This window comes from Amycolatopsis oliviviridis (assembly GCF_014654365.1).
Classification (GTDB): Bacteria; Actinomycetota; Actinomycetes; order Mycobacteriales; family Pseudonocardiaceae; genus Amycolatopsis; species Amycolatopsis oliviviridis.
Genome location: NZ_BNAY01000003.1, coordinates 150,714 through 174,731 on the forward strand (window position 1 = coordinate 150,714; position 24,018 = coordinate 174,731).

The 24,018-nt window shown below is 69.1% G+C and carries 23 protein-coding genes; 16 read left to right on the forward strand and 7 right to left on the reverse strand.

Going from position 1 to position 24,018, the window contains the following annotated elements; genetic code table 11:
- Nucleotides 1-9 precede the first annotated feature (9 nt).
- A complete protein-coding gene (locus IE302_RS13770) occupies nt 10-558 on the forward strand; it encodes a cysteine dioxygenase (RefSeq protein ID WP_191254918.1) in 549 nt (182 codons plus the stop codon).
- A complete protein-coding gene (locus IE302_RS13775) occupies nt 555-950 on the forward strand; it encodes a rhodanese-like domain-containing protein (protein WP_191254919.1) in 396 nt (131 codons plus the stop codon). Before IE302_RS13770 ends, IE302_RS13775 begins: the two co-directional genes overlap by 4 nt.
- Nucleotides 951-954: 4 nt before the next feature.
- Here the strand turns inward: IE302_RS13775 and IE302_RS13780 are convergent, their stop codons facing one another.
- Together IE302_RS13780 and glgP are read right to left on the reverse strand one after the other, a co-directional pair.
- Complete coding sequence (locus IE302_RS13780; protein ID WP_191254920.1) at nt 955-1,788, reverse strand: hypothetical protein; 834 nt, start codon at nt 1,786-1,788, stop codon at nt 955-957.
- Nucleotides 1,789-1,903: 115 nt separating this feature from the next.
- A complete protein-coding gene (gene glgP / locus IE302_RS13785) occupies nt 1,904-4,444 on the reverse strand; it encodes an alpha-glucan family phosphorylase (protein ID WP_191254921.1) in 2,541 nt (846 codons plus the stop codon).
- A gap of 146 nt (nt 4,445-4,590) precedes the next feature.
- Between glgP and IE302_RS13790 the strand changes: the two genes are divergently transcribed.
- Nucleotides 4,591-6,057 (forward strand): neutral zinc metallopeptidase, encoded by a 1,467-nt coding sequence (locus IE302_RS13790; protein ID WP_373307971.1) that lies wholly within the window; start codon nt 4,591-4,593, stop codon nt 6,055-6,057.
- A 785-nt stretch (nt 6,058-6,842) separates the two neighbouring features.
- Here the strand turns inward: IE302_RS13790 and IE302_RS13795 are convergent.
- Nucleotides 6,843-7,820: a tetratricopeptide repeat protein gene (locus IE302_RS13795; protein WP_191254923.1), complete on the reverse strand. Its 978-nt coding sequence runs from the start codon at nt 7,818-7,820 to the stop codon at nt 6,843-6,845.
- A gap of 131 nt (nt 7,821-7,951) precedes the next feature.
- Here IE302_RS13795 and IE302_RS13800 point away from each other — a divergent pair, with 131 nt between their 5' ends.
- Entirely contained in the window at nt 7,952-8,335 is a 384-nt protein-coding gene (locus IE302_RS13800) for a hypothetical protein (protein WP_229907759.1), read from the forward strand.
- On the opposite strand, the gene IE302_RS13805 is transcribed toward IE302_RS13800, so the two are convergent.
- Entirely contained in the window at nt 8,332-8,631 is a 300-nt protein-coding gene (locus tag IE302_RS13805; protein ID WP_191254925.1) for a thiamine-binding protein, read from the reverse strand. The two genes, IE302_RS13800 and IE302_RS13805, sit on opposite strands and share 4 nt — an antisense overlap.
- Nucleotides 8,632-8,718: 87 nt before the next feature.
- Here IE302_RS13805 and IE302_RS13810 point away from each other — a divergent pair, with 87 nt between their 5' ends.
- Nucleotides 8,719-9,219, forward strand: a complete 501-nt coding sequence (locus IE302_RS13810) for a MarR family winged helix-turn-helix transcriptional regulator (RefSeq protein WP_191254926.1) — start codon at nt 8,719-8,721, stop codon at nt 9,217-9,219.
- A 74-nt stretch (nt 9,220-9,293) separates the two neighbouring features.
- On the opposite strand, the gene IE302_RS13815 is transcribed toward IE302_RS13810, so the two are convergent.
- On the reverse strand, nt 9,294-9,665 hold the full coding sequence (locus tag IE302_RS13815) for a DUF3817 domain-containing protein (protein WP_191254927.1): 372 nt from the start codon (nt 9,663-9,665) through the stop codon (nt 9,294-9,296).
- Between the two features lie 205 nt (nt 9,666-9,870).
- Nucleotides 9,871-12,258, reverse strand: a complete 2,388-nt coding sequence (locus IE302_RS13820) for a GH92 family glycosyl hydrolase (RefSeq protein ID WP_191254928.1) — start codon at nt 12,256-12,258, stop codon at nt 9,871-9,873.
- Nucleotides 12,259-12,542: 284 nt separating this feature from the next.
- On the opposite strand from IE302_RS13820, the gene IE302_RS13825 reads away from it, so the two are divergent.
- The 5 genes from IE302_RS13825 to IE302_RS13845 are packed head-to-tail and all read left to right on the forward strand — an operon-like array spanning nt 12,543 to nt 17,421.
- Nucleotides 12,543-13,529: a LacI family DNA-binding transcriptional regulator gene (locus IE302_RS13825; protein WP_191255590.1), complete on the forward strand. Its 987-nt coding sequence runs from the start codon at nt 12,543-12,545 to the stop codon at nt 13,527-13,529.
- Entirely contained in the window at nt 13,526-14,581 is a 1,056-nt protein-coding gene (locus IE302_RS13830; protein WP_191254929.1) for a class I mannose-6-phosphate isomerase, read from the forward strand. Before IE302_RS13825 ends, IE302_RS13830 begins: the two co-directional genes overlap by 4 nt.
- Entirely contained in the window at nt 14,578-15,342 is a 765-nt protein-coding gene (locus IE302_RS13835) for an ATP-binding cassette domain-containing protein (protein ID WP_191254930.1), read from the forward strand. The genes IE302_RS13830 and IE302_RS13835 overlap by 4 nt, the downstream gene beginning before the upstream one ends.
- Complete coding sequence (locus IE302_RS13840) at nt 15,339-16,400, forward strand: ABC transporter permease (RefSeq protein WP_191254931.1); 1,062 nt, start codon at nt 15,339-15,341, stop codon at nt 16,398-16,400. Before IE302_RS13835 ends, IE302_RS13840 begins: the two co-directional genes overlap by 4 nt.
- Before the next feature lie 31 nt (nt 16,401-16,431).
- Nucleotides 16,432-17,421 carry an ABC transporter substrate-binding protein gene (locus IE302_RS13845; RefSeq protein WP_191254932.1) on the forward strand — a complete coding sequence of 330 codons (990 nt, stop codon included), beginning with the start codon at nt 16,432-16,434 and terminating at the stop codon, nt 17,419-17,421.
- Nucleotides 17,422-17,511: 90 nt separating this feature from the next.
- Here IE302_RS13845 and IE302_RS13850 read toward each other — a convergent pair whose 3' ends face one another.
- A complete protein-coding gene (locus IE302_RS13850) occupies nt 17,512-17,991 on the reverse strand; it encodes a hypothetical protein (protein WP_229907760.1) in 480 nt (159 codons plus the stop codon).
- 71 nt (nt 17,992-18,062) lie between these two features.
- Here IE302_RS13850 and IE302_RS13855 point away from each other — a divergent pair, with 71 nt between their 5' ends.
- The 6 genes from IE302_RS13855 to IE302_RS13880 all read left to right on the forward strand — a co-directional run bounded on the left by IE302_RS13855 (nt 18,063) and on the right by IE302_RS13880 (nt 23,987).
- A complete protein-coding gene (locus tag IE302_RS13855) occupies nt 18,063-19,109 on the forward strand; it encodes a sensor histidine kinase (protein ID WP_191254934.1) in 1,047 nt (348 codons plus the stop codon).
- Nucleotides 19,106-19,876, forward strand: coding sequence for a LytR/AlgR family response regulator transcription factor (locus IE302_RS13860; protein ID WP_191254935.1), 771 nt, complete (start codon nt 19,106-19,108; stop codon nt 19,874-19,876). Before IE302_RS13855 ends, IE302_RS13860 begins: the two co-directional genes overlap by 4 nt.
- Nucleotides 19,873-20,220, forward strand: coding sequence for a hypothetical protein (locus IE302_RS13865; protein WP_191254936.1), 348 nt, complete (start codon nt 19,873-19,875; stop codon nt 20,218-20,220). The genes IE302_RS13860 and IE302_RS13865 overlap by 4 nt, the downstream gene beginning before the upstream one ends.
- Nucleotides 20,220-21,953: a sodium/solute symporter gene (locus tag IE302_RS13870; RefSeq protein WP_191254937.1), complete on the forward strand. Its 1,734-nt coding sequence runs from the start codon at nt 20,220-20,222 to the stop codon at nt 21,951-21,953. The genes IE302_RS13865 and IE302_RS13870 overlap by 1 nt, the downstream gene beginning before the upstream one ends.
- Before the next feature lie 67 nt (nt 21,954-22,020).
- A complete protein-coding gene (locus IE302_RS13875; RefSeq protein ID WP_191254938.1) occupies nt 22,021-22,362 on the forward strand; it encodes a DUF485 domain-containing protein in 342 nt (113 codons plus the stop codon).
- A complete protein-coding gene (locus IE302_RS13880) occupies nt 22,359-23,987 on the forward strand; it encodes a monocarboxylic acid transporter (RefSeq protein ID WP_191254939.1) in 1,629 nt (542 codons plus the stop codon). Before IE302_RS13875 ends, IE302_RS13880 begins: the two co-directional genes overlap by 4 nt.
- The last annotated feature ends 31 nt before the right edge of the window (nt 23,988-24,018 follow it).

The window sequence follows — 24,018 nt, forward strand, 5'->3', positions numbered from 1 at the left end:
AGCCTCACCGTGACCACGTCCGTCTCGTCCCGTCAGGACTTCGAGATCCACCCGCAGCTGGTCGACCCGCTGCTGCCCGAACTGCTGCACCCCGAGCGCCTGCTCTGGACGCCGCGGGAGCTGGCCGACCTGACCTCCACCGTCACCACCGAACTGACCGCGGGCCTGCGCGGCCTGCTGCGCTTCGACGAGGACCGCCGATGGTGGGCGCGGCTCGCGCTGACCGACGGCGTCGAACTGTGGCTGCTGTCCTGGCTGCCCGGCCAGCAGACCAAACCGCACGACCACGGCGGCGCGTCCGGCTCGTTCACCGTGCTGCAGGGCGAACTCGGCGAGGAGTACCGCTACCCGGGCGGCCCGATCCGGCGCCGCACGCACGTCGCGGGCGAAGGCATCGGCTTCGGCGCGGGGCGCGCGCACCAGGTGACCGGCATCGGCACCGAGCCCGCCGCCAGCGTCCACGCCTACTCGCCGCCGCTGGTCGCGACCCGGGAGTACGGCACGCTCGCCGAAGTTCCCGCCGAGATCCCCTCGCTGGCCCCGATACTGGGCGCATGAGCGCGATCGAAGAACTGCTGGCCGCCGCCCGGTCCGGACTGAACCGGGCGGAGCCCGAGCAGGCACAGCGGCTGCAGCGTGACGGTGCCCTGATCGTGGACATCCGCCCGCACGTCAACCGGGTCGAAGAGGGCGAGATCCCGGGCTCGGTGGTCGTCGAGCGGATCCACCTCGAATGGCGGCTCGCGCCGGACAGCGAATGGCGGCTGCCCGAGGTGAAACCGGACTCGACGGTGATCGTCGTGTGCAACGAGGGGTACTCGTCGAGCCTGGCCGCCGCCGATCTTCAGCGGCTCGGCCTGCCCGGCGCGACCGATCTCGAAGGCGGGTTCCGTGCCTGGCGTTCGGCGGGTCTCCCGGTCCGCGAGGGCGGCACGCCCGCCGTCCCGTGACGCCCTAGCGGCGGATCGCCAGCCGCGCGATCGAATCCGGGGAGAGCGGGAGCGCCGCGTGGATCCCGGAGCCCCGCGTCGGCCTGGGGTTGACCAGCACACCCGTCGCCACGTCACGCCTGGCGGCCGCGAGCACGACCTCGCGGCCGGTCCGGGGACGGATCCGCGCCCAGCCGGCGCCGGTGAGCGCGCGGTACTCCGCCAGGAGGCGCTCGTCGGTGAAGACGCAGAGCCAGTCGCCGTGCGCGCCGAGGCGGGCCGGGACCGGCGCGCCCGCCTCGTCGGCCGGACCCCACACCGTGCCGTCGAGGAACATCCGCATGACCGAAGGGACGGGGTCGCGCAGGGCGCCGTCGGTCTGGTCCCGTTCCGGCCGGACGTTGCCGGAGATCCACCGCGAAGCGACCCTGAAGTCCTCGCCGGTGAGGTCTTCCTGGAAACCGTCCAAGCTGTTCTTGACGGTCCCCAGGAAGTCATAGAAGCGGCGGGTGCAGGTCCGCTCGGAAACCGCCACCCGGCCGCGTTTGACCATCGTCCTGATCCGGCCGACCATGCCCGCCCCGCCGTTCACCGGATCCACGCCGAGGTTGTAGGCGGTCCAGACGATTTCCGGCATGAGCGGATCGGCGAACCGCTCGAGAACGCGGTTCAGCCGCAAAAGGACGATCTCGCGCACCCGGCCAGGCTCGGCGTCCTCGGCGACTCCCCAGATGGCCCGCAATTCCGGGCCGAGCGCCCGGCGCAGCCCGTCCTGCTGGATCCCGGCGCGGGCGTGGATGTGGTGCAACCGGTCCTTGGCCCTGCGCGATGTTCTCGTCTCTTTCGCCGAAGCCACCATTCCTCCGCGATTCAGGATCGGCCCGGCAAAGTGTATTTCACCTGCCTGTTCCGCATTGTTCGGCGGAAATCGAGAATCGACGGTTTCTTTTGTTCGGTACCGGCTTGACGAAGGCCTACGCGTGGACGACTCGGGCGAGTTCCGCCGAAGTGGCCAGCAGACGGTGTTTCGGCAGCACTCGAACGGTGTAACCGATCGAGCCGGGACGCGGCAGTTTCAGCCGCGCGGCGAACGCGCCGATCCCGTCGCCGGACATCGGGACGGTGAGCGGCTCGCTCAGCTCGTCCCCGTCGCCCACCTTCCCGACGACGGCCTGAACGTCCACTTCGGACGGATCGAGACCGGCGAGGTCGATCCGGGCCCGGATGGTCACCTCGGTCCCGGTGACCATCGGCGCGGCGTCCTCGACGAGCAGTTCGGTGTCGAAGATCCGCACCCGCGGCCAGGAGACGTCGAGTTTGGTCCGGTAGTCGGCCAGGGACAGCGCGCCGCGATACCCGTCACCGGTCGCCTCCGCGACCATCCGGGAAGCGGGCAGGTACCCCGATTCGACGTACTCGCGCACCATCCGCGAAGCCTGCACCCGCGGCCCGAGGCTCTCCAGCGTGTGCCACACCATCGACAGCCAGCCTCCGGGGACACCGCCGGCGTCGCGGTCGTAGAACAGCGGCGCGATCTGGTGACCCAGCAGGTCGTAGAGCGCCGCGGCCTCCAGCTCATCACGGCGCAACGGGTCGGTGACGCCGTCCGCGGTCGGGATCGCCCAGCCGTTGCTGCCGTCGTAGCACTCGTCCCACCAGCCGTCACGGATGGACAGGTTGAGACCGCCGTTGAGCGCGGACTTCATCCCCGAGGTCCCGCACGCCTCCAGCTGCCGCACCGGCGTGTTCAACCAGACGTCGCAACCGCGGTAGAGGTAGCGCGCCATGGACATGTCGTAGTCCGGCAGGAAGACGATGCGGCGCCGTACCTCGGGATCGTCGACGAACCGGACGATCTGCTGGATCAGCTGCTTGCCGCCCTCGTCGGCCGGATGCGACTTGCCCGCGACGACCAGCTGGATCGGGCGCCGCTCGTCCAGCAGCAGCGCGCGCAGGCGCTCCGGGTCGCGCAGCATCAGCGTCAGCCGTTTGTACGTCGGCACGCGGCGCGCGAACCCGACGGTCAGCACGTCCGGGTCGAAGACCGTGTCGGTCCACCCGAGTTCGAGCGCGGACGCGCCGCGCTGCATCCACGCGGCCCGCACCCGGCGCCGCACCTCGGCGACCAGCTTCTCGCGCAGTTCACGCCGCAGCGCCCACAGCTGCTCGTCGGTGACGCCGTCGCGCAGCGGCTTCCCCTGCGCGCCGTCGAGACCCAGCTCCTCGTGGTTGCGCCCGAGCAGCGCGCTCAGTTCGCGCGCCACCCAGGTCGGGCCGTGGACGCCGTTGGTGACCGAGGAGACGGGCACCTCGTCGAAGTCGAATCCGGGCCACAGCCGGGAGAACATCCTCCGCGACACGCGGCCGTGCAGCGCGGAGACGCCGTTCGCGCGCTGGGCGAGCCGCAAGCCCATATGCGCCATGTTGAACAGGCCGGGGTTGTCCTCCGCGCCGAGCGCGAGCACGCGGCGCGGGTCGACGTCCGGGACCAGCCTGCCGTCGGTGAAGTACCGCTGGACGAGGTCGACGGGGAACCGGTCGATACCGGCGCTGACCGGCGTGTGCGTGGTGAACACGGTGCCGGCGCGGACGGCGGGCAGCGCCTCGTCGAACGCCAGCCCGTCTGCCTGGATGATCTCGCGGGCGCGTTCCAGCCCGAGGAAACCGGCGTGGCCTTCGTTGGTGTGGAACACCTTCGGCTGCGGATGCCCGGTCAGCTCGCAGTAGCGCCGCACCGCGCGGAAGCCGCCGATCCCGGCCAGGATCTCCTGCCGGATGCGGTGGTCCGCGTCGCCGCCGTAGAGCCGGTCGGTGACCGCGCGCAGGTCTTCGTCATTGGCTTCGGTGTCGGTGTCGAGCAGCAGCAGCGGGATCCGGCCGACGCGGGCCTTCCAGATCTGCGCGTGCAACGTCCGTCCGGCGGGCATGGCGACGTCGACCACCACCGGCTCGCCGCCGTCGGTCAGCAGCTCCAGCGGGAAGGCGTTGGGGTCGATCACCGGGTAGTGCTCGACCTGCCAGCCGTCGAGCGACAGCGCCTGCCGGAAGTACCCGGCGCGGTAGAGCAGCCCGACGCCGATCATCGGCACGCCGAGGTCCGACGCGGCCTTGAGATGGTCCCCGGCGAGCACGCCGAGGCCGCCGGAGTAGTTCGGCAGCGCCTCGGTGACACCGAACTCCATCGAGAAGTACGCGACGGCCGGGGGGAGATCGGCGTCGTCCTGCTTCTGGTACCAGCGCGGCTCGGCGAGATACCGGTCCAGATCGGCGACCGCCTCGCGCGCGTGGGCGAGGAAGGCGTCGTCGACGGCCAGCTCGTCGAGCCGGGCCGGGGGCAGGGCGGTGAGCATCCGCAGCGGATCGCGGACGCGGTTGAACAGCTCCGCGTCCATCGACGCGAACAGGTCGCGGGTGGGCGGATGCCAGGTCCAGCGCAGATTCGTGGCGAGCTCACCGAGGCCGGAGAGCGACTCCGGCAGGCTCGCGCGGACGGTGAACCGGCGGACTGCTCTCATGAGGAGCGACCATATCGCCACGGTCCCAGCCCCGCTCAAGACCCACTTCGGGGATTACCTGCACGCGAGCCATAAGCGCTGGGTAGGGTCCCTGCTTGCCGGTGTACCCGCGGCCCGGTCGGGGCCCTGACGACAAGCGAGTGAAGATGATCCAAGGGGGATTGCGGGGCTTTCGGCGCCCGGCTCTGATCGCGATCGTGGCGGTGGTGGCCCTCGGGCTCAGCGCTTGCAACGACAAGGGCGGCTCGACCACGGGCCAGCAAGGCAGTCAGCCGGGAGCCGGTGACATCGCCGGTCTGCCGGTCACGCACTTCGAAAGCGGGCTGAAGCCGGACGCGCCCAAGCCGGACCTGAAGGTCCGCAACGAGGACGGCTCCGAAGACGACCAGCTCGCCATCGCCGCGATCGCCGACGCGCAGACCTACTGGACCGAGGTCATGCCGCGCGACTTCGGCCAGCAGTACGAGCCGCTGAAGTCGCTGCTGTCCTACAGCGCGCGGTCCGACGACGAAGACACCGAGTGCGGCAGCGTCAAGGGCCTGGTCAACGCCTTCTACTGCCCGCCGGACGACTCGGTGGCGTGGGACCGCGGCGTGCTGCTGCCGATGCTGCGCGAGCGGTTCGGGAAAATGGCCAGCGCCGTCGTGCTCGCTCACGAACTCGGGCACGCCGTGCAGTACCGGCTCGGCGAGAAGGCCAACATCAAGAAGAACACCCCGTCGATCGTCAAGGAACAGCAGGCCGACTGCTTCGCCGGCGGCTACTTCCGCTGGGTCGCCGAGGAGAAGAGCAAGTTCTACAAGCTCTCCACCTCCGAGGGCCTGAACCAGGTCATGGCGTCGCTGTTCCTGATCCGTGACCAGGCGGGCACCAGCGCGACGAAGCAGGGCGCGCACGGCACCGCGTTCGACCGCACGTACGCGTTCCAGGTCGGGTTCGAGAAGGGCCCGAAGGAATGCGCCGCGATGAACGAGGAGAACATCAAGGCGCGCATCACCGAGCGCCCGTTCGACAAGGGTGACAAGGGCAAGGGCGACTCGAAGCTCGACGCCGAGATCATCGGGATCCTCAAGAAGAGCCTCGACGAGGCCTTCAAGGGCGCCGGTGTCCCGGGTCCGGAGATCACCGAGGACGGCAACGGCAGCTGCTCCGGCGGCCCCAGCACCCCGCCCGCGTCGTACTGCCCGTCGAACAACACCGTCAGCATCGACATGGCCAAACTCCGCGAACTCGCCCAGCCGGTCGACCAAGAGGCCGAGTGGAAGAGCGGGCAGAGCGAGGGCAAGGGCGACTTCGCCGCGTTCTCGGAAATCGCGTCCCGCTACGCCATGGGCATCCAGAAGGGCGTCGGCGCGTCGATCGACAACGCGAACGCCGGACTGCGCACCGCCTGCCTGGTCGGCGCGTGGGCGAAGGCCAGCACGGTGCCCGGTGCGACGCTGCGGCTGTCCGCCGGTGACCTCGACGAGGCCATCTCGGACCTGCTGAGCCCGGAGAGCCTGGTCTCGGCCGACGTCAACGGCAAGCGCGTGGACAACGGTTTCGAGCGGATCGAGGCACTGCGGAAGGGCTACCTGGAGAGCTCTTCGGTGTGCTCGACCCAGTACGGCTGATCGGTCCGGTCACGACTCCCTGAAGTGCTATGAAAGGCCCCTTCATCGCAAATTTTGCGATGAAGGGGCCTTTCATCTCATCTGGGGTACGGAACTCGGCCAAGCCCGCGACCCCGCACACCCCTGCACTCGCACATTGCCCCGCGCCCCGCGCCCCGCACCCCGCGCCCCCGAACCCGAACCCGAACCGAGTGTCATGAAAGGGGCGTTCAGGACACTTTTCGTCCTGAACGCCCCTTTCATGACACTTGGCGGCCCAGGCGCGAGGGGGTCGTGAGTCGTAAGGCGCGTTAGAGCGGACCGGTATCTACCTACCCACGCCTGACCTGCGCGAGGGTGGCGGTTCAGCGGCCGCCGGGCTCGACGGTGCAGGAATTGGGACATTGAGTGTCCCGATTCCTGCACCGTCGCGTGGATCGCCCGGCCTCGGACCTTGATCAACGGAGGATCGGGGACACTCAACGTCCCCGATCCTCCGTTGATCAAGGTCGTACCGGTCACGACCGGCCGCAGACGAGATGACAGGGGAGGATTCCGGACGCTCAACGGCCGGAATCCTCCCCCGTCGACCACACCGGCATCCAGCCCAAGCTCCACCCGACACCGAGACAAAGCAGAGCCCCGCCGATGACGGATCTGGGCACGTTCATGCCCCCGAATCCCTCACCAACGACACTTACCACTCACGACCCCCTCGCACCCACCAAGTCGCCGCCCCAAGTACGTGAAGGCCCCCTTCACTGCGCTAGACGCAATGAAGGGGGCCTTCACGTACCAAAGGAACCTCAGTAAAGCGCGCTCGCCAGGTCCCGCCGCGCCTTCATCACGCGCTCGTCCGCGGAATCGAACAGCTCGAACAGCGCCACCAGGTGCTCCCGCACCTTGTTGCGGTCGTCGCCCGCGGTCCGGCGCACGGCGGCGATGAGCCGCGCGAAGCCCGCCTCGGGCTGCTGCCCGGCGACTTCGAGGTCGGCGGCGGCGAGCTGGGCGTCGAGGTCGGCCGGGTCGGCGTCGGCCTTCGCGATCGCGTCCGGGCCCGCGGCCTCGGCGCGGGCGGTGAACTTGACCTGCGCGAGCGCGGTCTTGGCCTCCTCGTTCGCCGGCTCGACGTCGAGGATGCGCTCGTAGGCCGCCTGCGCCGCGGCGAAGTCACCGCGTTCGAAGGCCTCCTCGGCCTCGGTGAACCGCGGGTCTTCCGGTACCTCGACGCCGCCGCCGTTCTGCTCGGCGGCCTTGATCCCGGGCAGCCGGTCGCGCAGCGCGTCGAGCAGCGAACCGAGCCACTTGCGGATCTCGGGTTCGGGCAGCGCGCCGGAGAACGCGTCGACCGGCTGGCCGCCGCCGATGGCGATGACCGTCGGGATCGACTGCGCGCCGAAGAGCTGCGCGATGCGCGGGTTGGCGTCGACGTCCACCTTCGCGAGCACCCAGGCGCCACCGGACTCGGCGGCGAGGCGCTCCAGCACCGGGCTGAGCTGCTTGCACGGGCCGCACCATTCGGCCCACAGGTCGACGACCACCAGCTGCTGCAGGGAGCGCTCGACGACCTCGGTCTGGAAAGTCGCTTCGGTGACGTCGATCACGGCGCCGGCCGACGCGGGGGCACCCGGCGCGGCGCCCTCGGCTGCGGGGGCCCGGGGAGGGGCCGGAGGCTGTTTCTGGGGCGCTTCGGCACGCGCCTTGAGCGCGGAAAGGTCGACCGCGCCGGAAAGCGCGGCGGACAGGGCCGCCGTCTTCGATGCTGATCCGCGTGGGTGTGTCACGCGCTCCATCCTGGCACGCATCCCCGACCGTTTCACCGCATGCCCCCGCCTGCCCGCTTGGCAGGACGGTCCCCGTCCGGCAGGCTCGCCACGAGGGGGTGATCGACATTCCGACACGCAGGACCGCGACGGTGGCCGTGGCGATCGGCATCGCCGTCGTCTGGGTGAGCGTCATCACGGTGCTCATCGCCCACCAGCCCGACCCCGGCGTCGCCAGCCCGGGGCAACTCCGGGAGGGCCTCGCCGCCGCGCTCAACGAACACGACGTCGAAGCCCTCTCCGAGCTCATCGATTACCCGCCCGCCTCGGCGGACGACTTCGCGAAGTCCTATATCGACGCACTGTCGGGCCGCGGCGCCCACGACGTCACGGTGAAGTTCGCACCGGACGATCTGGCGCCGACTTCGGCGACCGTCAGCGGGAAACTGGCCGACGGCAGCTCGTTCGGTTACCCGGTGGCCATCGCGGTCAAGGACAAGCTGTGGCTGGTGTCCTTCACCCCGCCGCTCCCCTAGTCCGCCAGGTGCTTCTCGACGCGCTCGACCTTCGCGGTCAGCTGGCCCTCGTATCCCGGCCGGATGTCGGCCTTGAGCACCAGCCCGACCCGTGACGATCCCTCGCCCGCGGCCTCGACGGCGCGTTTGACGACGTCCATCACCTGATCCCACGAACCCTCCACATTCGTGAACATCGCGTTGGTCGAATTCGGCAGCCCGGACTCGCGGACGACTTTCACCGCGCGGGCGACCGCTTCGCTGACACCGCCGTCTTCCTCGGCGGCGGACGGGCTGACACTGAAGGCCACGATCATCTTCTGCTCCTCGTTCGGACACTTTTCCCACGCATAACACCCGGTCGCGCGGCATGGCACGGGTACCCGCTGGTAACTTCGAGCGCCATGAGCCGTCCGTTGCCGTTCGACCCGATCGCCCGCGCGGCGCAGCTGTGGGAGGCCCGCATCGGGCCGTCCGAAACCATGGCCGCGGTGACCGGGATCATGCGCGTGCAGCAGATCATCCAGTCCGCCGTGGACGGCGCGCTCAAACCGCACGGGCTGACCTTCGCCCGGTACGAGGCGCTGGTGCTGCTGACCTTCGCCCGCGCGTCCCACCTGCCGATGCGCGTGATGGGCGAGCGATTGCAGCTGCACCCGACGAGCGTCACCAACATCGTCGACAGGCTCGAAAAAGACGGTCTGGTCAAGCGTCTCCCGCATCCGACGGACCGCCGGACCACACTGGTCGAGATCACCGACGAAGGCCGCGCACGCCGCGAAGAGGCCACCAAAGCGGTCACCGAGATCGACTTCGGGCTGACCGGGCTCACCGGCAAGCAGACCGAGCAGCTGACCGACCTGCTCACCAAGGTCCGCAAGGCCACCGGCGACTTCACCGAATAACCCCGAAGCGCGTGAAGGCCCCCTTCCCTCGGCTGAGTCGAGGGAAGGGGGCCTTCACGCGCTTTGACGGAAGATCAGGAAGCGGCGGCGGCGGTTTCCGGGGTCCGGGTGAACAGGCCGACACCGCCGTGCGACAGCCGCTGCGGGCCGTCCAGCTTGCCGTTGCGCAGCGCCCAGGACTCGAACAGCCAGGTGAACAGCGGCGGAATGCTGGAGAGCAGCGCGAGGATCAGGGTCTTCGGGCGCCAGCCGAGCGGCTTCGCCACGGACAGGGAGACCAGCACGTAGAGGACGAACACGACGCCGTGCACCATGCCGAGGACGGGAACGCCGCCCTCGCCGAGCTTGACGGCGTACTTGAGGAACATCCCGACCAGCAGCCCGGCCCACGAAAGGGCTTCGGCTACCGCGGCCACGCGGAATACTAGAGCGGCCTTGCTGGACACTTTCTCCTCCTCATGCGTCTCACCACTGTGTGTGTCTACACATAACTACGTCCGACGAGCACTGTCCAAGGCGGACTCGCCAGGGACGTCAACAGCGCTGTCGGACGTGGTAAGACCAGTGTGAGGCGTGACGGCCCTCACCGGAACACCGGGGGTCGTGATGCTGCTCACGACCCCCGGTACGAACCGGTCTAAACCACTCGGATCACCCGGCGCACGGCGATTTCGGCGCGCCTTCCGGGCCGGTCGCCCACGTGGCCTTCGTCTCATCGCCGGTGAGCTTGAAGTCCAAAGTGGTCCCTCGCGTCAACTGCTCAAGGCCCACGTACGCCCGCTGCGAACCGGATCCCAGTCCTTGGACGTACTGCAGCTTCGACGCGTCGGCGCCGTCGGCCTTGATGGTGATGTCACGACCGTTCTCCAGGTGTACCACCGACTTCTCGAAGCGCGGCGCGTTGAGCAGGAACTGCCCGGTGCCCGGCACCGCCGGATACAGCCCCAGCGCGCTGAAGACATACCACGCGGACATGGTCCCCAGGTCGTCGTTACCGGTGACGCCGTTGGGCGCGTTGGTGAACAACGTGTGCGCCGCGCGGACGACCGCCGAGGTCTTCCACGGCTGCCCGGTCAGCGTGTACATCCAGGGCGAGTGCAGATCCGGCTCGTTGTTCGGGTTGTAGCGGAACTGGTTGTAGTAGTTGTACGGGCCGACGACCCATTCCTCGCGCACGGTCTTCGCCGGATCCTTGAGCAGATCGGCGTAGGCGAAGAAATCGTCGAGCCGCTTGCCCACGTTCTCCTTGCCGCCCATGCGCTCGACCAGACCGGGCACGTCCTGCTGGGTCAGCCATTGGTACTGCCACGACGTTCCCTCGTGGAAGCCGTCCGGGCTCTGCGGGGTGTACGGCTTGTCCGCCGGGCTGAACCACTGACCGTCTTCGAGCTTGGGCCGGTAGAACCCGGTGAAGCCGCGGTCGGTCACCGACGAGTCCCACAGCGTGCGATAGCTGCGTCCCTTCTCCGCCAATGCCTTCGCGTCATCCTTCTTGCCGAGCCCGGCGGCCATGACCGACAGCGAGCAGTCCGCGAGCGCGTATTCCAAGGTGGCCGAAGCACCGTGGTTCGGGTCGGTGTCCTGCCCCTTCTTCGGGAAGTCCTTGTCGTACTGGACGAATCCGTCCTTCTGGTAGCTCGCGTTCCCCGACCGGCCCTGGAACGGCGACGACGCGGGCGGGATCTCCCGCGAGTTCTGCAGAAGTGCCTGGTACGCCTTGAGCTCCTGACCGGACAGTGCACCGAAGCGCCACAGGTCGACCAGGAACGGGGTGACCGGATCGCCGGTCATCGTGTTCGTCTCCTGGTTCGCGTACGCCCAGCGCGGCAGCCAGCCACCCTGGTCGTGGATGGCGAGCACGGACTTCGCGACGTCCTTCGCCCGCGACGGCCGCAGGAGCGCGAGCAGCTGGTTCTGCGTGCGATAGGTGTCCCACAACGAGAAGAACTCGTAGTACGTCCAGCCCAGCGCGCGGTGGATCTTGTCGTCGAACCCGCGATAGCGGCCGTCGGCGTCGTTGCCGGTCAGCGGCTGCAGCAGCGCGTGATAGAGCGAGGTGTAGAACACCGTGCGGTCGTCCTTCGCCCCGCCCTTGATGTCCACTGAGGACAGTTCCTTGCGCCAGGCGCGCTGGGCGCCGTCGCGGACCGCGTCGAACGAACGGCTCTTCTCCGAAGCCAGGTTGAGCTTGGCACCGAAAGCGTCCACGTGGGAGATCGCCGTCGTCGCGGTGACCTGGCCGCCGCCGAAGGTCAGCCAAGCTCCGCGCAGGCCCTCACCGCCGGCGGACTCCTTCGAGCCCGGCGTGCCGCCCGTCGGCGACCAGGTACCGAAAGACTTGAACGGCTTGTCGAACGTCGTGGTGAACCAGGTCTTGTACGGCTTCCCGCCGCAGAACGCCTGCGATTCCACCATTCCTTCGATCGTCCGGTCCCCGACGACGCGGATCTGGCTCGCCGTCACGGGTTCCTTGTCGTTGGCCTGCCCGACGTTGACGAAGACATTCGCGTCACCCGTTTTCGAGAAGGTGTACCGCTCGACGCCGGTCCGCGTGGTCGCGGTGGTCTCCGCGTCGACGCCGCCGTAGCCGGTGAGCCGCACCTTGTAGTAGCCGGGCTTCCCGACCTCGCCCTCGTGCGTGTACGGCGAGGCGTACTTCTTGTGGTCGAAGGTGTCGGGTTTCGTGGTGTCGAACGCCGCGCCGGGCCCGACCGCGCCGGTGGTGGGCAGGGACGACACGAGACCGCCCTGCTCCCAGCAGCCCGCGCCGGACAGGAAGAAATGCCCGAAGCCGCGGATCGCGGTGTCGTCGTAGCGATAACCGGCGTAATGCGAGGAGATCGGGCTGACCTGCGTCATCCCGAACGGGGCGGAGGCACCGGGGAAGGTGTTGCCGTCGTCCTTGGTGCCGATGAAGGTGTTGACCGCGTCCACGGGGTCGCCACCGGGTGCCGCCGCCGCGACGGGCGTGAAAAGCCCGGCGGGGACGACGAGCGCGGTGAGCAACCCGGCGACGCGGGTCGAAGTGCGTGCAGGCATGGGAAAGGCCGCCTCCTGACAACGTTGTCGCTGCCCGTCCACCTTCGACAAGGACGGACCACCTGGTCAAGAGGTCTGTCAAACCCTGTCCGATTCCGGACAGGGACCACGCGGAAGGCGTAGCGGAGGCATCCCGCAGTAACGGTTCGACCTCGGAAGGCGTCTTCTGGACCAACCGGGCATTGACATCGACGCGTCGCTCGCGTTCAATTCCCGCCACTATGACAACGTTGTCTTCCAGCGGACCGGACAACGGCCACCGCACCACCAGCCGACGGGCCACGATGAGCGACGTGGCCCGGCTCGCGGGCGTGAGCATCAAGACCGTCTCGCGGGTAGTGAACGACGAGCCCGCCGTCCATCCGGACACCGCGGAGCGCGTGATGGCGGCGATCGAGCAGCTCGGGTTCCGGCGCAACCTCGGCGCGCGGAACCTGCGGCGCGGCTCGACGACCGGGACGATCGGCCTGATCGTCGAAGACGTCGGGAACCCCTTCTACTCCGAGCTCAACCGAGCCGTCGAACGGATCGCGACGTCGTTCGGCCGCCAGGTGCTGACCGGCTCGTCGGAGGAGAACTCCGACCGCGAACGCGAACTGGTGCTGGAGTTCTGCTCCCGCCGGGTCGACGGGATCCTCGTCGTCCCGGCCGGGATGCAGCACGGCTACCTGGTCCCAGAGATGCGCGCGGGCACGCCGGTGGTGTTCCTTGACCGGCCGGCCGGCGACATCGTGGCCGACACGGTGCTGGTCGACAACATCGGCGGCACCGTCGAAGCGGTCGCCCAGCTGGTGAAACACGGGCACCGCCGGATCGCGTTCCTCGCCGACAGCCCGGACATCTTCACCGCGGGCGAACGCCTGCGAGGGTTCCGGGAAGGCTGTGTCCGCAACGGGATCCCGTACGACGAGAGCCTCGTCATGATGCGGACCCCGACGGCCGAGAGCGTCGGCGACGCCGTGCGGCGGCTGCTCACCGGGCCGAACCCGGCCACCGCCGTGATCGCGGGCAACAACCGGGTCGCCGTGCACCTGCTGCGCGCGCTGGCGCACGCCGACCGGCGTCCCGCGATGATCAGCTTCGACGACTTCGAACTGGCGGACCTGCTGGATCCGCCGGTCTCCGTGATCGCGCACGACGTGAGCGCACTGGGCCGGGCGGCCGCGGAACTGCTGTTCGCCCGCGTCCAGGGAGATCAATCCGCACCGAGAAAGGTAGTTCTGCCCGTGCATCTCGTAGCCCGCGGTTCCGGGGAGGTCGCCCCTTCATGAGCGGTCACCTCGAACCGATCCGCCTGCCGGCGAATCAGCCGCCGCAGTTCTACCGGGGCGGCGACGCCATCGCCGCGTTGCGGGGCGCTTCCTCGGATTCCCGGTACGGCCCGGAGGACTGGGTCGGCTCGGCCACCACGATGTTCGGCCAGGAGACCAACGGCCTGACCAAGCTCCCCAGCGGAGTCTGGCTGCGCGACGCCGTCCGCGAGAACCCTTCGGCGTGGCTCGGCGCCAAGCACGTCGAGGCGCTCGGCGATTCGACCGGCCTGCTGGTGAAGCTGCTCGACGCGGGCCAGCGCCTGCCGGTGCACTTCCACCCGTCGGACTCGTTCGCGCGGCGGCATTTCGACTCGCACTTCGGCAAGACCGAGGCGTGGATCGTGGTCGGCACCTACGGCGACGACCCGCGCGTCTACCCGGGCTTCCGGGAGACCGTCGACAAAGCGACCGTCAACGAGTGGGCCCGCAGCCAGGACGCGCCCGCCATGCTCGGCGCGCTGAACAGCGTCGCGGTCACCCCCGGCGACACGGTCTACATCCCCGCCGGGCTGCCGCACGCGATCGGCGAAGGCGTGTTCGTCGTCGAGCTCCAGCAGCCGACCGACTTCTCGCTGACCCTGGAATGGCGCGACTTCCTGGCGAACCCGGAGAAGGCGCACCTCGGGATCGGCTTCGAAACCGCCATCGAGACGCTGGACACCTCGGGCTGGGACGAAGAACGCCTCGGCTCGATCGTCAAGCGCACCGCGGCCGACGACGCGTCCACTGTGGACTTGCTTGCCGACGGCAGTGACGCGTTCTTCCGTGCCGATCAGCTCCGTCCCGCTGCTTCCGGTACGACGACAACGTTGTCACTCGACCCGTCGTTCGCGGTGCTGGTCGTCATGGACGGTTCGGGAACGCTCCGGACCGAACACGGCGGCGAGTACGCGCTGCGCAAGGGCGAGACCTACGTGGTCCCGCACGACGCCGGTCAGGCGAGCGTGGAAGGCGACGTCACCGTCATCCGCTGCCGTCCGCCTGCCCCCGAGAAGAGGGAGCGATCGTGAGCGAACTCCTGCTCGACGCCCGGAACCTGGTCAAACGCTACGGCTCGGTGGAAGCCCTGCGCGGCGCCTCCTTCCAGGCCCGCGCCGGTGAGGTCACCGCGCTGATCGGCGACAACGGCGCCGGGAAGTCCACTTTGGTCAAATGCCTGTCCGGCGCGGAGCAGCCGACATCGGGCGAGATCCTGCTCGACGGTTCCGCGGTGGTGCTGGACTCCCCCACCACGGCCCGGCGGATGGGGATCGAGACGGTGTACCAGGACCTCGCGGTCGCGCCGGAACTCGACCCGGCCGCGAACCTGTTCCTCGGCAGGGAGATCCACCGCAAGGGGATCCTCGGCAAGCTGGGGATGCTGGACAAGAAAGAGATGCGCCGCCAGGCCGTGGACGAGTTCCAGCGGCTCGGCGTGACCCTGCAGAGCACCGACGTGCCGATCGGCTCGCTTTCGGGCGGGCAGCGCCAGAGTGTCGCCGTCGCCCGGTCGGTCGTCTGGGCGTCGAAGGTCGTGTTCATGGACGAGCCGACGGCCGCGCTCGGCGTCGTGCAGCGCGAACGCGTGCTCGACGTGATCAAGAAGGTGCGGGACAAGGGCATCGCGGTCGTGCTGATCAGCCACAACATGCCCGAGGTGCTGTCGGTGGCCGATCGCATCGAGGTGCTGCGGCTCGGCAAGCGCGTCGCCCGGTTCACCGGCGCGGAAACGAAACTGGAAGACCTGGTCGCCGCGATGACGGGCGCCCTCGTACAAGAGGAGGCGGCGTGACCGTGTCCACTCCGGCCAAGAAGGATCCCGGGATCCAGACCTCCGTGGACGGTGGCATCGGCAAGCGGTCGATCGGCCAGCGGCTGATCGGGGCCAACACGTTCTGGATCGCGCTGGTGCTGCTGGCGCTGATCATCGTGTTCACCGCGATCGCGCCCGCCGAGTTCGCGACGCTGTTCACCTTCCAGACGCTGCTCATCGAGACGTCGGTGCTGCTGGTGCTCTCGGTCGGCATGACGTTCGTGATCATCACTTCGGGCATCGATCTGTCGGTCGGCTCCGTGCTGATCTTCGCGGGCATGGTGGCAGGCAAGACGATGGAGGCGATGAGCCCGGGCGGCGACGCGACCAAGGCCGGGTGGGACGTGATCCTCGTCGGCCTGCTCGCCGCCGTCGTCGCGGGCACGATCTGGGGCCTGATCAACGGTTTCCTGATCGCGGTGGCGAACATCCCGCCGCTGATCGTCACGCTCGGCACGATGGGTGCCGCGCTCGGCGCCGCGTACCTGCTGAACAACGGGTCCGACGTGCGCAGCGTGCCGACCGAGCTCAACAAGACGCTCGGCTACGGGACGTCGTTCGGCGGGGTGCCGAACCTGGTGCTGGTGGCCGTGGTGATCACGCTGATCGGCGCCTGGCTGTTGCACACCACCAAATTCGGCCGCTACACCTACGCCGTCGGCTCCAACGCCGAGGGCGCGCGCCGGGCGGGCATCGGCGTGACCGCGCACCTGCTGAAGGTGTACACGCTCACCGGTTTCCTCGCCGGTGTCGCCGGTTTCCTCTCGCTGGCGTACTACGCGTCGACGACGATTTCGGCGCACACCACCGACAACCTCAACGCCATCGCCGCCACGGTGATGGGCGGCACGAGCCTCTTCGGCGGTGTCGGTTCGGTGCTGGGCACGGTGATCGGCGTGTTCATCCCGGCCGTGCTGAAGAAGGGCTTCAACATCACGCAGGTCCAGGACTTCTGGCAGATGATCGCGGTCGGCGCGGTGCTGATCGCCGCGGTCTGGTTCGACCAGCGGCGCCGTCGTCGCCGCAACTCTCGTTAGTTCTCCCTACGCACAAAGAGGTGCCATCCCCATGAAGAAGACCCTGCTCGTCACCGGCGCCGCCCTTTCCGCGGCACTCCTGCTGACCGCCTGCGGTGGCGGCACCGTCGGCCAGTCGTCCTCGGGCGACTCCGGCGCGAAGACCAACAACAAGAAGCTGTCGCTGATCCCGGGCGTGCAGGCCGAGCCGTTCTACATCTCGATGCAGTGCGGTGCCGAGGCCGAGGCCAAGAAGTCCGGCTACGAGATCACCACGCAGGCGCCGCAGAAGTTCGACGCGGCCATGCAGACCCAGCTGGTCAACGCGCTGGGCTCGAACCCGCCCGCCGCGCTGCTCATCGCGCCGACCGACGCGCAGGCGATGCTCGCGCCGATCCAGCAGGTCAAGACCCGCGGCGCGAAGATCATCGAGGTCGACACCGCGCTGAAGGACACCAGCGTCGCGGAGTCGTCGATCTCCTCGGACAACGCCGAGGGCGGCAAGCTCGCCGCGAAGACGATGTCGGAACTGGCCGCGGGCAAGACCGGCTCGGTGCTGGTGCTCGACACCATCGCGGGCACCTCGACCACGAACACCCGCGCGAAGGGTTTCGAGGACGAGCTGAAGAACTACCCGAACCTGAAGTCGGCAGGCGTGCAGTTCACCCAGAACGAGCCCGACCAGGCCGCGTCCAAGGTGACCGCCGCGCTGGCGTCCACCCCGGACCTGATCGGCATCTTCGCGACCAACCTCAACACCGGTGAGGGCGCCGCGACCGGCCTGCGGAACGCGGGCAAGATCGGCGCGGTCAACCTGATCGGCTTCGACGCCTCGCCGTCGGAGATCGAGGGCCTGAAGAAGGGCGAGTACCAGGGCCTCATCGCGCAGGACCCGGCCGCCATCGGGCAGCAGGGCGTGCAGCAGGCCATCGCGGCGCTGGAGGGCAAGCCGGTGACACGCAACCTGACCGCTTCGCTGCACTCGATCACCAAGGCGAACATGGACGCGAACGCGCAGTACTTCTACAAGCAGAGCTGCTGACCCGCTTTCGGTAGCGCGCCAAGTGTCATGAAAGGGCCGTTCAGGACGTTTTTCGTCCTGAACGGCCCTTTCATGACATCCGGGACGCGCTCACTCGGCGAACTCGACCACTCCAGCGGGCGCGAAGCGCGTGAGAGCCGCGTACAGCCGAGCGCCCCCGCCAAGGTGTCCCAACGCGTACGCATACTCGCCGTCCTCGAGCAACACTTCGGGCCCCGAGCCGGTCCAGTCGAGCCGGTAGTGCCACCAGTGCATCCACCGCCCCACCCGCCGCTTCTCCCGGTACACCCGCAGCCGGGTCACCTCGGTCCACCGGACCTCGAACACGCCCGGCACCGAGAACCCCACAGCGGAAATCACCAACGAGCTCGCCGACTTCCGGAGAGCGAGCAGGATCAGCGCCGCGAAAGCCACGCTGAGCAGGCTGAACACCACCCCGGACACCGAGCCGGAAAACAACGCCAGCACGACGGCCACCAGGCCGCCGACGCCGAACCCCACGAAACCGGCCATCGCGAGCCGTCGCATCACGACGTCCAAGCGCAGTACTACCGCATCACCGGGGAGCATGCCCGGAGCGTAACCGCCGGAACCACGCACCGAGGTTAGGATTCGATCCTCGACGTCGCGGAGGAGGCCGGATGACCACCCGTCTGCCCTGGCGTCCCGCCGCGAGCGCTGATCCGGTGCCGGTGCTCGCCGCCGCCCAGCGCGTCTCCGACGATCTCATGGACGGTCTCGCCGGACCCCGCGCCCGCCACGCCACGCACGGCCTCCGACGGCTGTTCGGGGTCCCCGGTCTCGGGCTCACCGACCTGTCCGGCTCGCTCCTCTGGTCCGGTCGCCCGGCGGCCGACGACGTCGTCGTCTCCGCGCTCGACGAGGTCCTCCATTCCGAGACGCCGGTGTCCGAGCGGGGGTTGCTGGCGCTGCCGCTGCACGTCCACGACGAACTGGCCGGCGTGCTCCTGATCACCGAAGCGACGAACACCCTCGCGAGGCAGGCCGCCGAACTCGTCGTCCACGCGCTCGAACGCGGTCGGCTGGAAGCGTCCGCCGAACAGGCCGCGGAGGCGGAACTGCGCGCGCTGCGAGCCGAGATCTCGCCGCACTTCGTCTACAACGCGCTCACCGTGATCTCGTCGCTGGTGCGCTCCGACCCGGATCGTGCCCGCGACCTGATGCTCGACTTCGCCGAGTACACCCGCTACAGCCTCGCCCGGCACGGCGAGTACACGATGGTCGCCGAGGAGTTCCGCGCCATCGAGACGTATCTGGCGTTGCAGCGCGCGGTGCTCGGCGAACGGCTCCGGGTGCAGGTGCGCGTCGCGCCGGAGGTGCTGGCCGTCGCGGTGCCGTACCTCGTGCTGGAACCGTTGGTGGAGAACGCCATCCGGCACGGGATCGAACCGCGCGCCGAGGCGGGGTTGATCCAGGTGCAGGGAATGGCGGAAGGGAACGACTGCGTGATCAGCGTCGAGGACGACGGTCTCGGCATGGACCCCGCCCGCGCGGCGGCGATCCTGGCCGGGCGCGGCGACGACGGCGGGGTCGGACTGGCCAATGTGGACAGACGACTGCGCAGCGTCTACGGACCGTGGTACGGCCTGACGGTCGAGACCGAGACCGGCGCGGGCACCAGGGTCGTGGTGCGCGTGCCCCGATTCCAGCCGGGGGTGCTGCCGTGACGAACGGGCTCCGGGTGCTGGCGGTCGACGACGTCCCGCCCGCCCTCGACGAGCTGTGCAGCCTGCTGCGCGAGGCCCCGGAAGTCGCCGAGGTGGTCGCGGCCGGTGACGCGCTCAGCGCGCTCAAGCTGTTGCAGGGCAGTCATTTCGACGCCGTCTTCCTCGACATCTCCATGCCCGGTCTCGACGGGCTCGAACTCGCGTCGCTGCTGGCGCGGCTCAGCGAACCGCCGGTGATCGTGTTCGTCACCGCGCACGACGGCCACGCCGTCGCAGCGTACGGCATCGGAGCAGTCGACTACCTGCTCAAACCGGTCCGCGCGGAACGGCTGTCCGCCGCACTGTCCAAAGTGGTCCGGATGGCGGGCAACCAGGGCGACGAGCCGAAACCCGCGCCGGACGCGATGTCCGCGCTGCCGGTCGAATCGGGCGGGCGCACCCGGTACGTCCGGCGTGACGACGTCCAGTTCGTCGAGGCGCACGGCGACTACGTCCGGCTGCACACGAAATCCGGCGTCCACGTCACGCGGATGCCGATCTCCCGGCTCGAAGAGTATTGGGAGGGAACGGGATTCACCCGGGTGCACCGGGGTTTCCTGCTCGCCGTGGACGCGGTGCTCGAACTGCGCAGCGACACCACCGGCGGGCTGCTCGCGCATACCGAGGCGGGCGACGTCCCGGTGAGCCGCCGTCACGCGCGCGACCTGCGGGACAGGCTGCTCGCCGCCGCGCAACGCGGTGAGCTGGGCCGGGGAAGCCGCCCGTGAGCCGCGTCAAACGGGTCGCCGTCACCAGCCCGCAGACCCGGCTCGCGCATTCGCGGCGCCGGGCGCGCGGACGCTGGCGGGTCCCCCGGCTGGCGGCGGGCGACGCCGAACGCGCGGACCTGCTGTACCGCGCCCAGCGCCGTCGCGGGCTCCCCGCGCTGGCCGGGATGTTCGGGCTGGTGTTCGGGCTCCCGCTGGTGTTCGGGCTGTTCCCCGGGCTGGATTCGGTGCGGCTGCTGGGGATCCCGCTGTCCTGGCTGATGATCGCGATCCTCCCGTACCCGGCCATGGCGCTGCTCTCGTGGTGGCAGCTGCGCCGGGCGGAAAAGATAGAGGACGAGTAATGGTGGCGGCGCTCTCGGTGGCCCCCGTCGTGCTGGTCACCCTGCTGATCGGCTTGCGCGGCGTCGCCGCCATGCGCACGACGTCGGACTTCCTCGTCGCCTCGCGCCGGATCTCGCCGCTGGTCAACTCGGCCGCGGTCTCCGGCGAATACCTGTCCGCGGCGTCGTTCCTCGGCGTCGCGGGACTGGTGGTGAAGGACGGCATCGGCGCGCTCTGGTATCCGGTCGGGTTCACCGCCGGGTACATCGCGATGCTGGTGCTCGTCGCGGCGCCGATGCGGCGTTCCGGCGCGCTGACCGTCCCGGACTTCGCCGAGGCCCGGCTCGCCTCCCCCGCGCTGCGCCGTCTCGCCGCGTTGGTCGTCCTCGTGATCGGAACCCTTTACCTGGTACCGCAATTCCGGACCGCGGGGCTCGTGCTGACCGCCGTCGGCGGGACGCCGTACTGGGTCGGCGTCGTCATCGCGGGCACCGCCGTCAGCGCGACACTGGCGCTCGGCGGGATGCGCGCGGCGACCTACGTCCAGGCGTTCCAGTTCGTGCTGAAACTCCTGCTGTTCATCGTCCCCGCGATCTGGCTGGTCTCCCAGGTCTCCCCGGAGGAACGCTCGGCTTCGGTGCACCCGGTGGAGTTCACCCACTTCGCGCGCGACACCAGCCTGTCCTTCGAGATCGAAGTGACGCTGACCCTGCGCGAGCCGACCACTTTGCTCACGCCGGAAAAGCGTGTCGTGCCACCGGGGGAACTGGTGGCCAGGAGCGGCGAGACGCTCGAATTCGCGGCGGGCACACCGGTTCCCGCCGTCCGGGGCGGCGCCCCGCTGGGCGGGCCGGACTGGCAGCGGCCGCTGCTCGACCTCGGCGACCACGGCTACCCGCTGCTCGGCACCTGGGCGATCCTGATCGCGACCATGCTCGGCACCATGGGCCTGCCGCACGTCCTGATGCGCTTCCACACCAGCCCGGACGGCCGCGCCGCCCGCCGGACCGCGGCGATCACCGTCGCCCTGCTCGGCGTTTTCTACCTGTTCCCAGGGGTTTACGGCGTCTTCGGCCGCGTGCTGGTGCCGGAGCTGTACGTCTCCGGCGCGACGGACACGGTCGTCGTCGCGCTGCCGGCTCAGGTCGACGACGGCTGGGCGGGGTCGCTGTTCACCGGATTGCTGACGGCGGGCGCGTTCGCCGCGTTCCTGGCGACGTCGCTCGGTCTGCTGCTGGTGATCTCCGGCGCGATCGCGCACGACCTGGCGCCCGGCGGGCTGCGGAGACTGCGATGGTCGGTGCTCGGGGCCGCGGCGGTGATGGTCCTGCTCGCGCTGCCGTCGGCCAGATTGGACGCGGGCGTCCTCGTCACCTGGGGCTTCACCGTGGCCGCGTCGACGTTCTGCCCGTTGCTGGTGCTCGGCATCTGGTGGAACCGGCTCACCGCGGCCGGCGCGATCAGCGGTGTCCTCACCGGACTCGTCGCGTCCTCGGGCTCGATCCTCGTGGCCCTGTTCGCCCCGAGCCTGAGCGGTCTTCCCGCGATCCTGATCTCACAACCCGCGCCGTGGTCGGTTCCACTGGCATTCGGCGTAATGATCGTGGTTTCCTGGCGGGGCAGGCCGCCCGCCTGGTCGACGGCCGCCATGCTGCGGCTGCATTTGGACGATCGCACGGCCGAGACCCCTTCGTCGTGGTCCGAGTACCGTTCGTCGACCGTTCGTCGTCTCGGCAGGCGTTTGAACCGCTGAAGGTTCCGGTCCTCATGCCCTCTCCCTAACGTGTCGCGGAACACATTCGCGGCGCGAGGAGAGCACGATGAGTACCGAAACGGACACTCAGGGTCCGCCCGACGTGGACTGGGACAAGGCCCACGACAGCCCTGAGTTCAAGGAACTGCGTTCGCGACTGCGCCGGTTCGTCTTCCCCGTCTCGGCGCTGTTCCTCGTCTGGTACCTGCTCTACGTGCTGCTCGCCGACTACGCGCACGGCTTCATGAGCACGAAGCTGGTCGGCAACATCACCGTCGGCCTGGTCTTCGGTCTGCTGCAGTTCGTTTCGACGTTCGTGATCACCGGCCTCTACGTCCGCTACGCGAACAAGAAACTCGACCCCATCGCGGAGAAGATCCGCACGGACATCGAGAGTGAGACCAAATGACACTCGCCGCCGGAGTCGAGGGAAGCAACCCCGTACTCAACATCACCATCTTCGGCCTCTTCGTGGTGGTGACGCTGTTCGTCGTGTTCCGCGCCAGCCGCAACACGAAGACGGCGTCGGACTACTACGCCGCGGGCCGCGCGTTCACCGGTCCGCAGAACGGCGTCGCCATCGCCGGTGACTACCTGTCCGCCGCGTCGTTCCTCGGGATCGCGGGCGCGATCGCCGTCTACGGCTACGACGGTTTCCTCTACTCCATCGGTTTCCTAGTGGCGTGGCTGGTCGCGCTGCTGCTGGTCGCGGAACTGCTGCGCAACACCGGCAAGTTCACCATGGGCGACGTCCTGGCCTTCCGGATGAAGCAGCGCCCGGTGCGGGCCGCGGCGGCGACGTCCACCCTGGCCGTCTCGTTCTTCTACCTGCTGGCGCAGATGGCGGGTGCCGGTGGCCTCGTCGCGCTGCTGCTCGGGATCGAGAGCAAGGCCGGGCAGGCCGCGATCATCGTGATCGTCGGCATCATCATGATCGCCTACGTGCTCATCGGCGGGATGAAGGGCACCACCTGGGTCCAGATCATCAAGGCGGCGCTGCTCATCGTCGGCGCGCTGGCGATGACGCTCTGGGTGCTCGGCATGTACGGCTTCAACCTTTCCGCGCTGCTGCAGGGCGCCGTGGACAAGGCGGGCAAGGCCGGTGAGGCGCTGCTCGGACCGGGCAACCAGTACGGCAAGACCGGCACGACCAAACTGGACTTCCTCTCGCTCGGCATCGCGCTGGTGCTCGGCACCGCGGGCCTGCCGCACGTCCTGATGCGCTTCTACACCGTGCCGACGGCGAAGGAAGCCCGTCGTTCCGTGGTGTGGGCGATCGGCCTGATCGGCGTCTTCTACCTGTTCACGCTGGTGCTCGGCTACGGTGCCGGCGCGCTGGTCGGCGCGGACAAGATCAAGGCGGCGCCCGGTGGCGTGAACTCGGCGGCCCCGCTGCTGGCGCTGGAACTCGGCGGGCCGATCCTGCTCGGCCTGATCGCGGCGATCGCGTTCGCGACGATCCTCGCGGTGGTCGCGGGCCTGACCATCACGGCGTCGGCCTCGTTCGCGCACGACGTCTACGCCAGCGTGATCAAGAAGGGCAAGGCGACACCGGCTTCGGAGGTGAAGGTCGCCCGGATCACCGCGCTGGTGATCGGCGCGGTCGCGATCCTCGGCGGCATCCTCGCCAACGGGCAGAACATCGCGTTCCTGGTGGCACTCGCGTTCGCGGTGGCGGCGTCGGCGAACCTGCCGACCATTCTGTACTCGCTGTTCTGGAAGCGATTCAACACCCAGGGCGCGCTGTGGAGCATCTACGGCGGACTCGCGGTCTGCGTCATCCTGATCATCTTCTCGCCGGCGGTCTCGGGTAAGCCCGTCGACGCGAAGACCGGGAAGAGCGCCTCGATGATCCAGGGCGTCGACTTCCACTGGTTCCCGCTCGACAACCCCGGCATCGTCTCGATCCCGGTCGCCTTCTTCCTCGGGTGGCTCGGAACGGTGCTGTCGAAGGAGCACAACCAGAAGAAGTACGCCGAGATGGAGGTCCGGTCCCTCACCGGCGCGGGCGCCGAAAAGGCGGTCGCCCACTAGTCGCCGGGGCGGTGCGGCCGGTATCCGACGC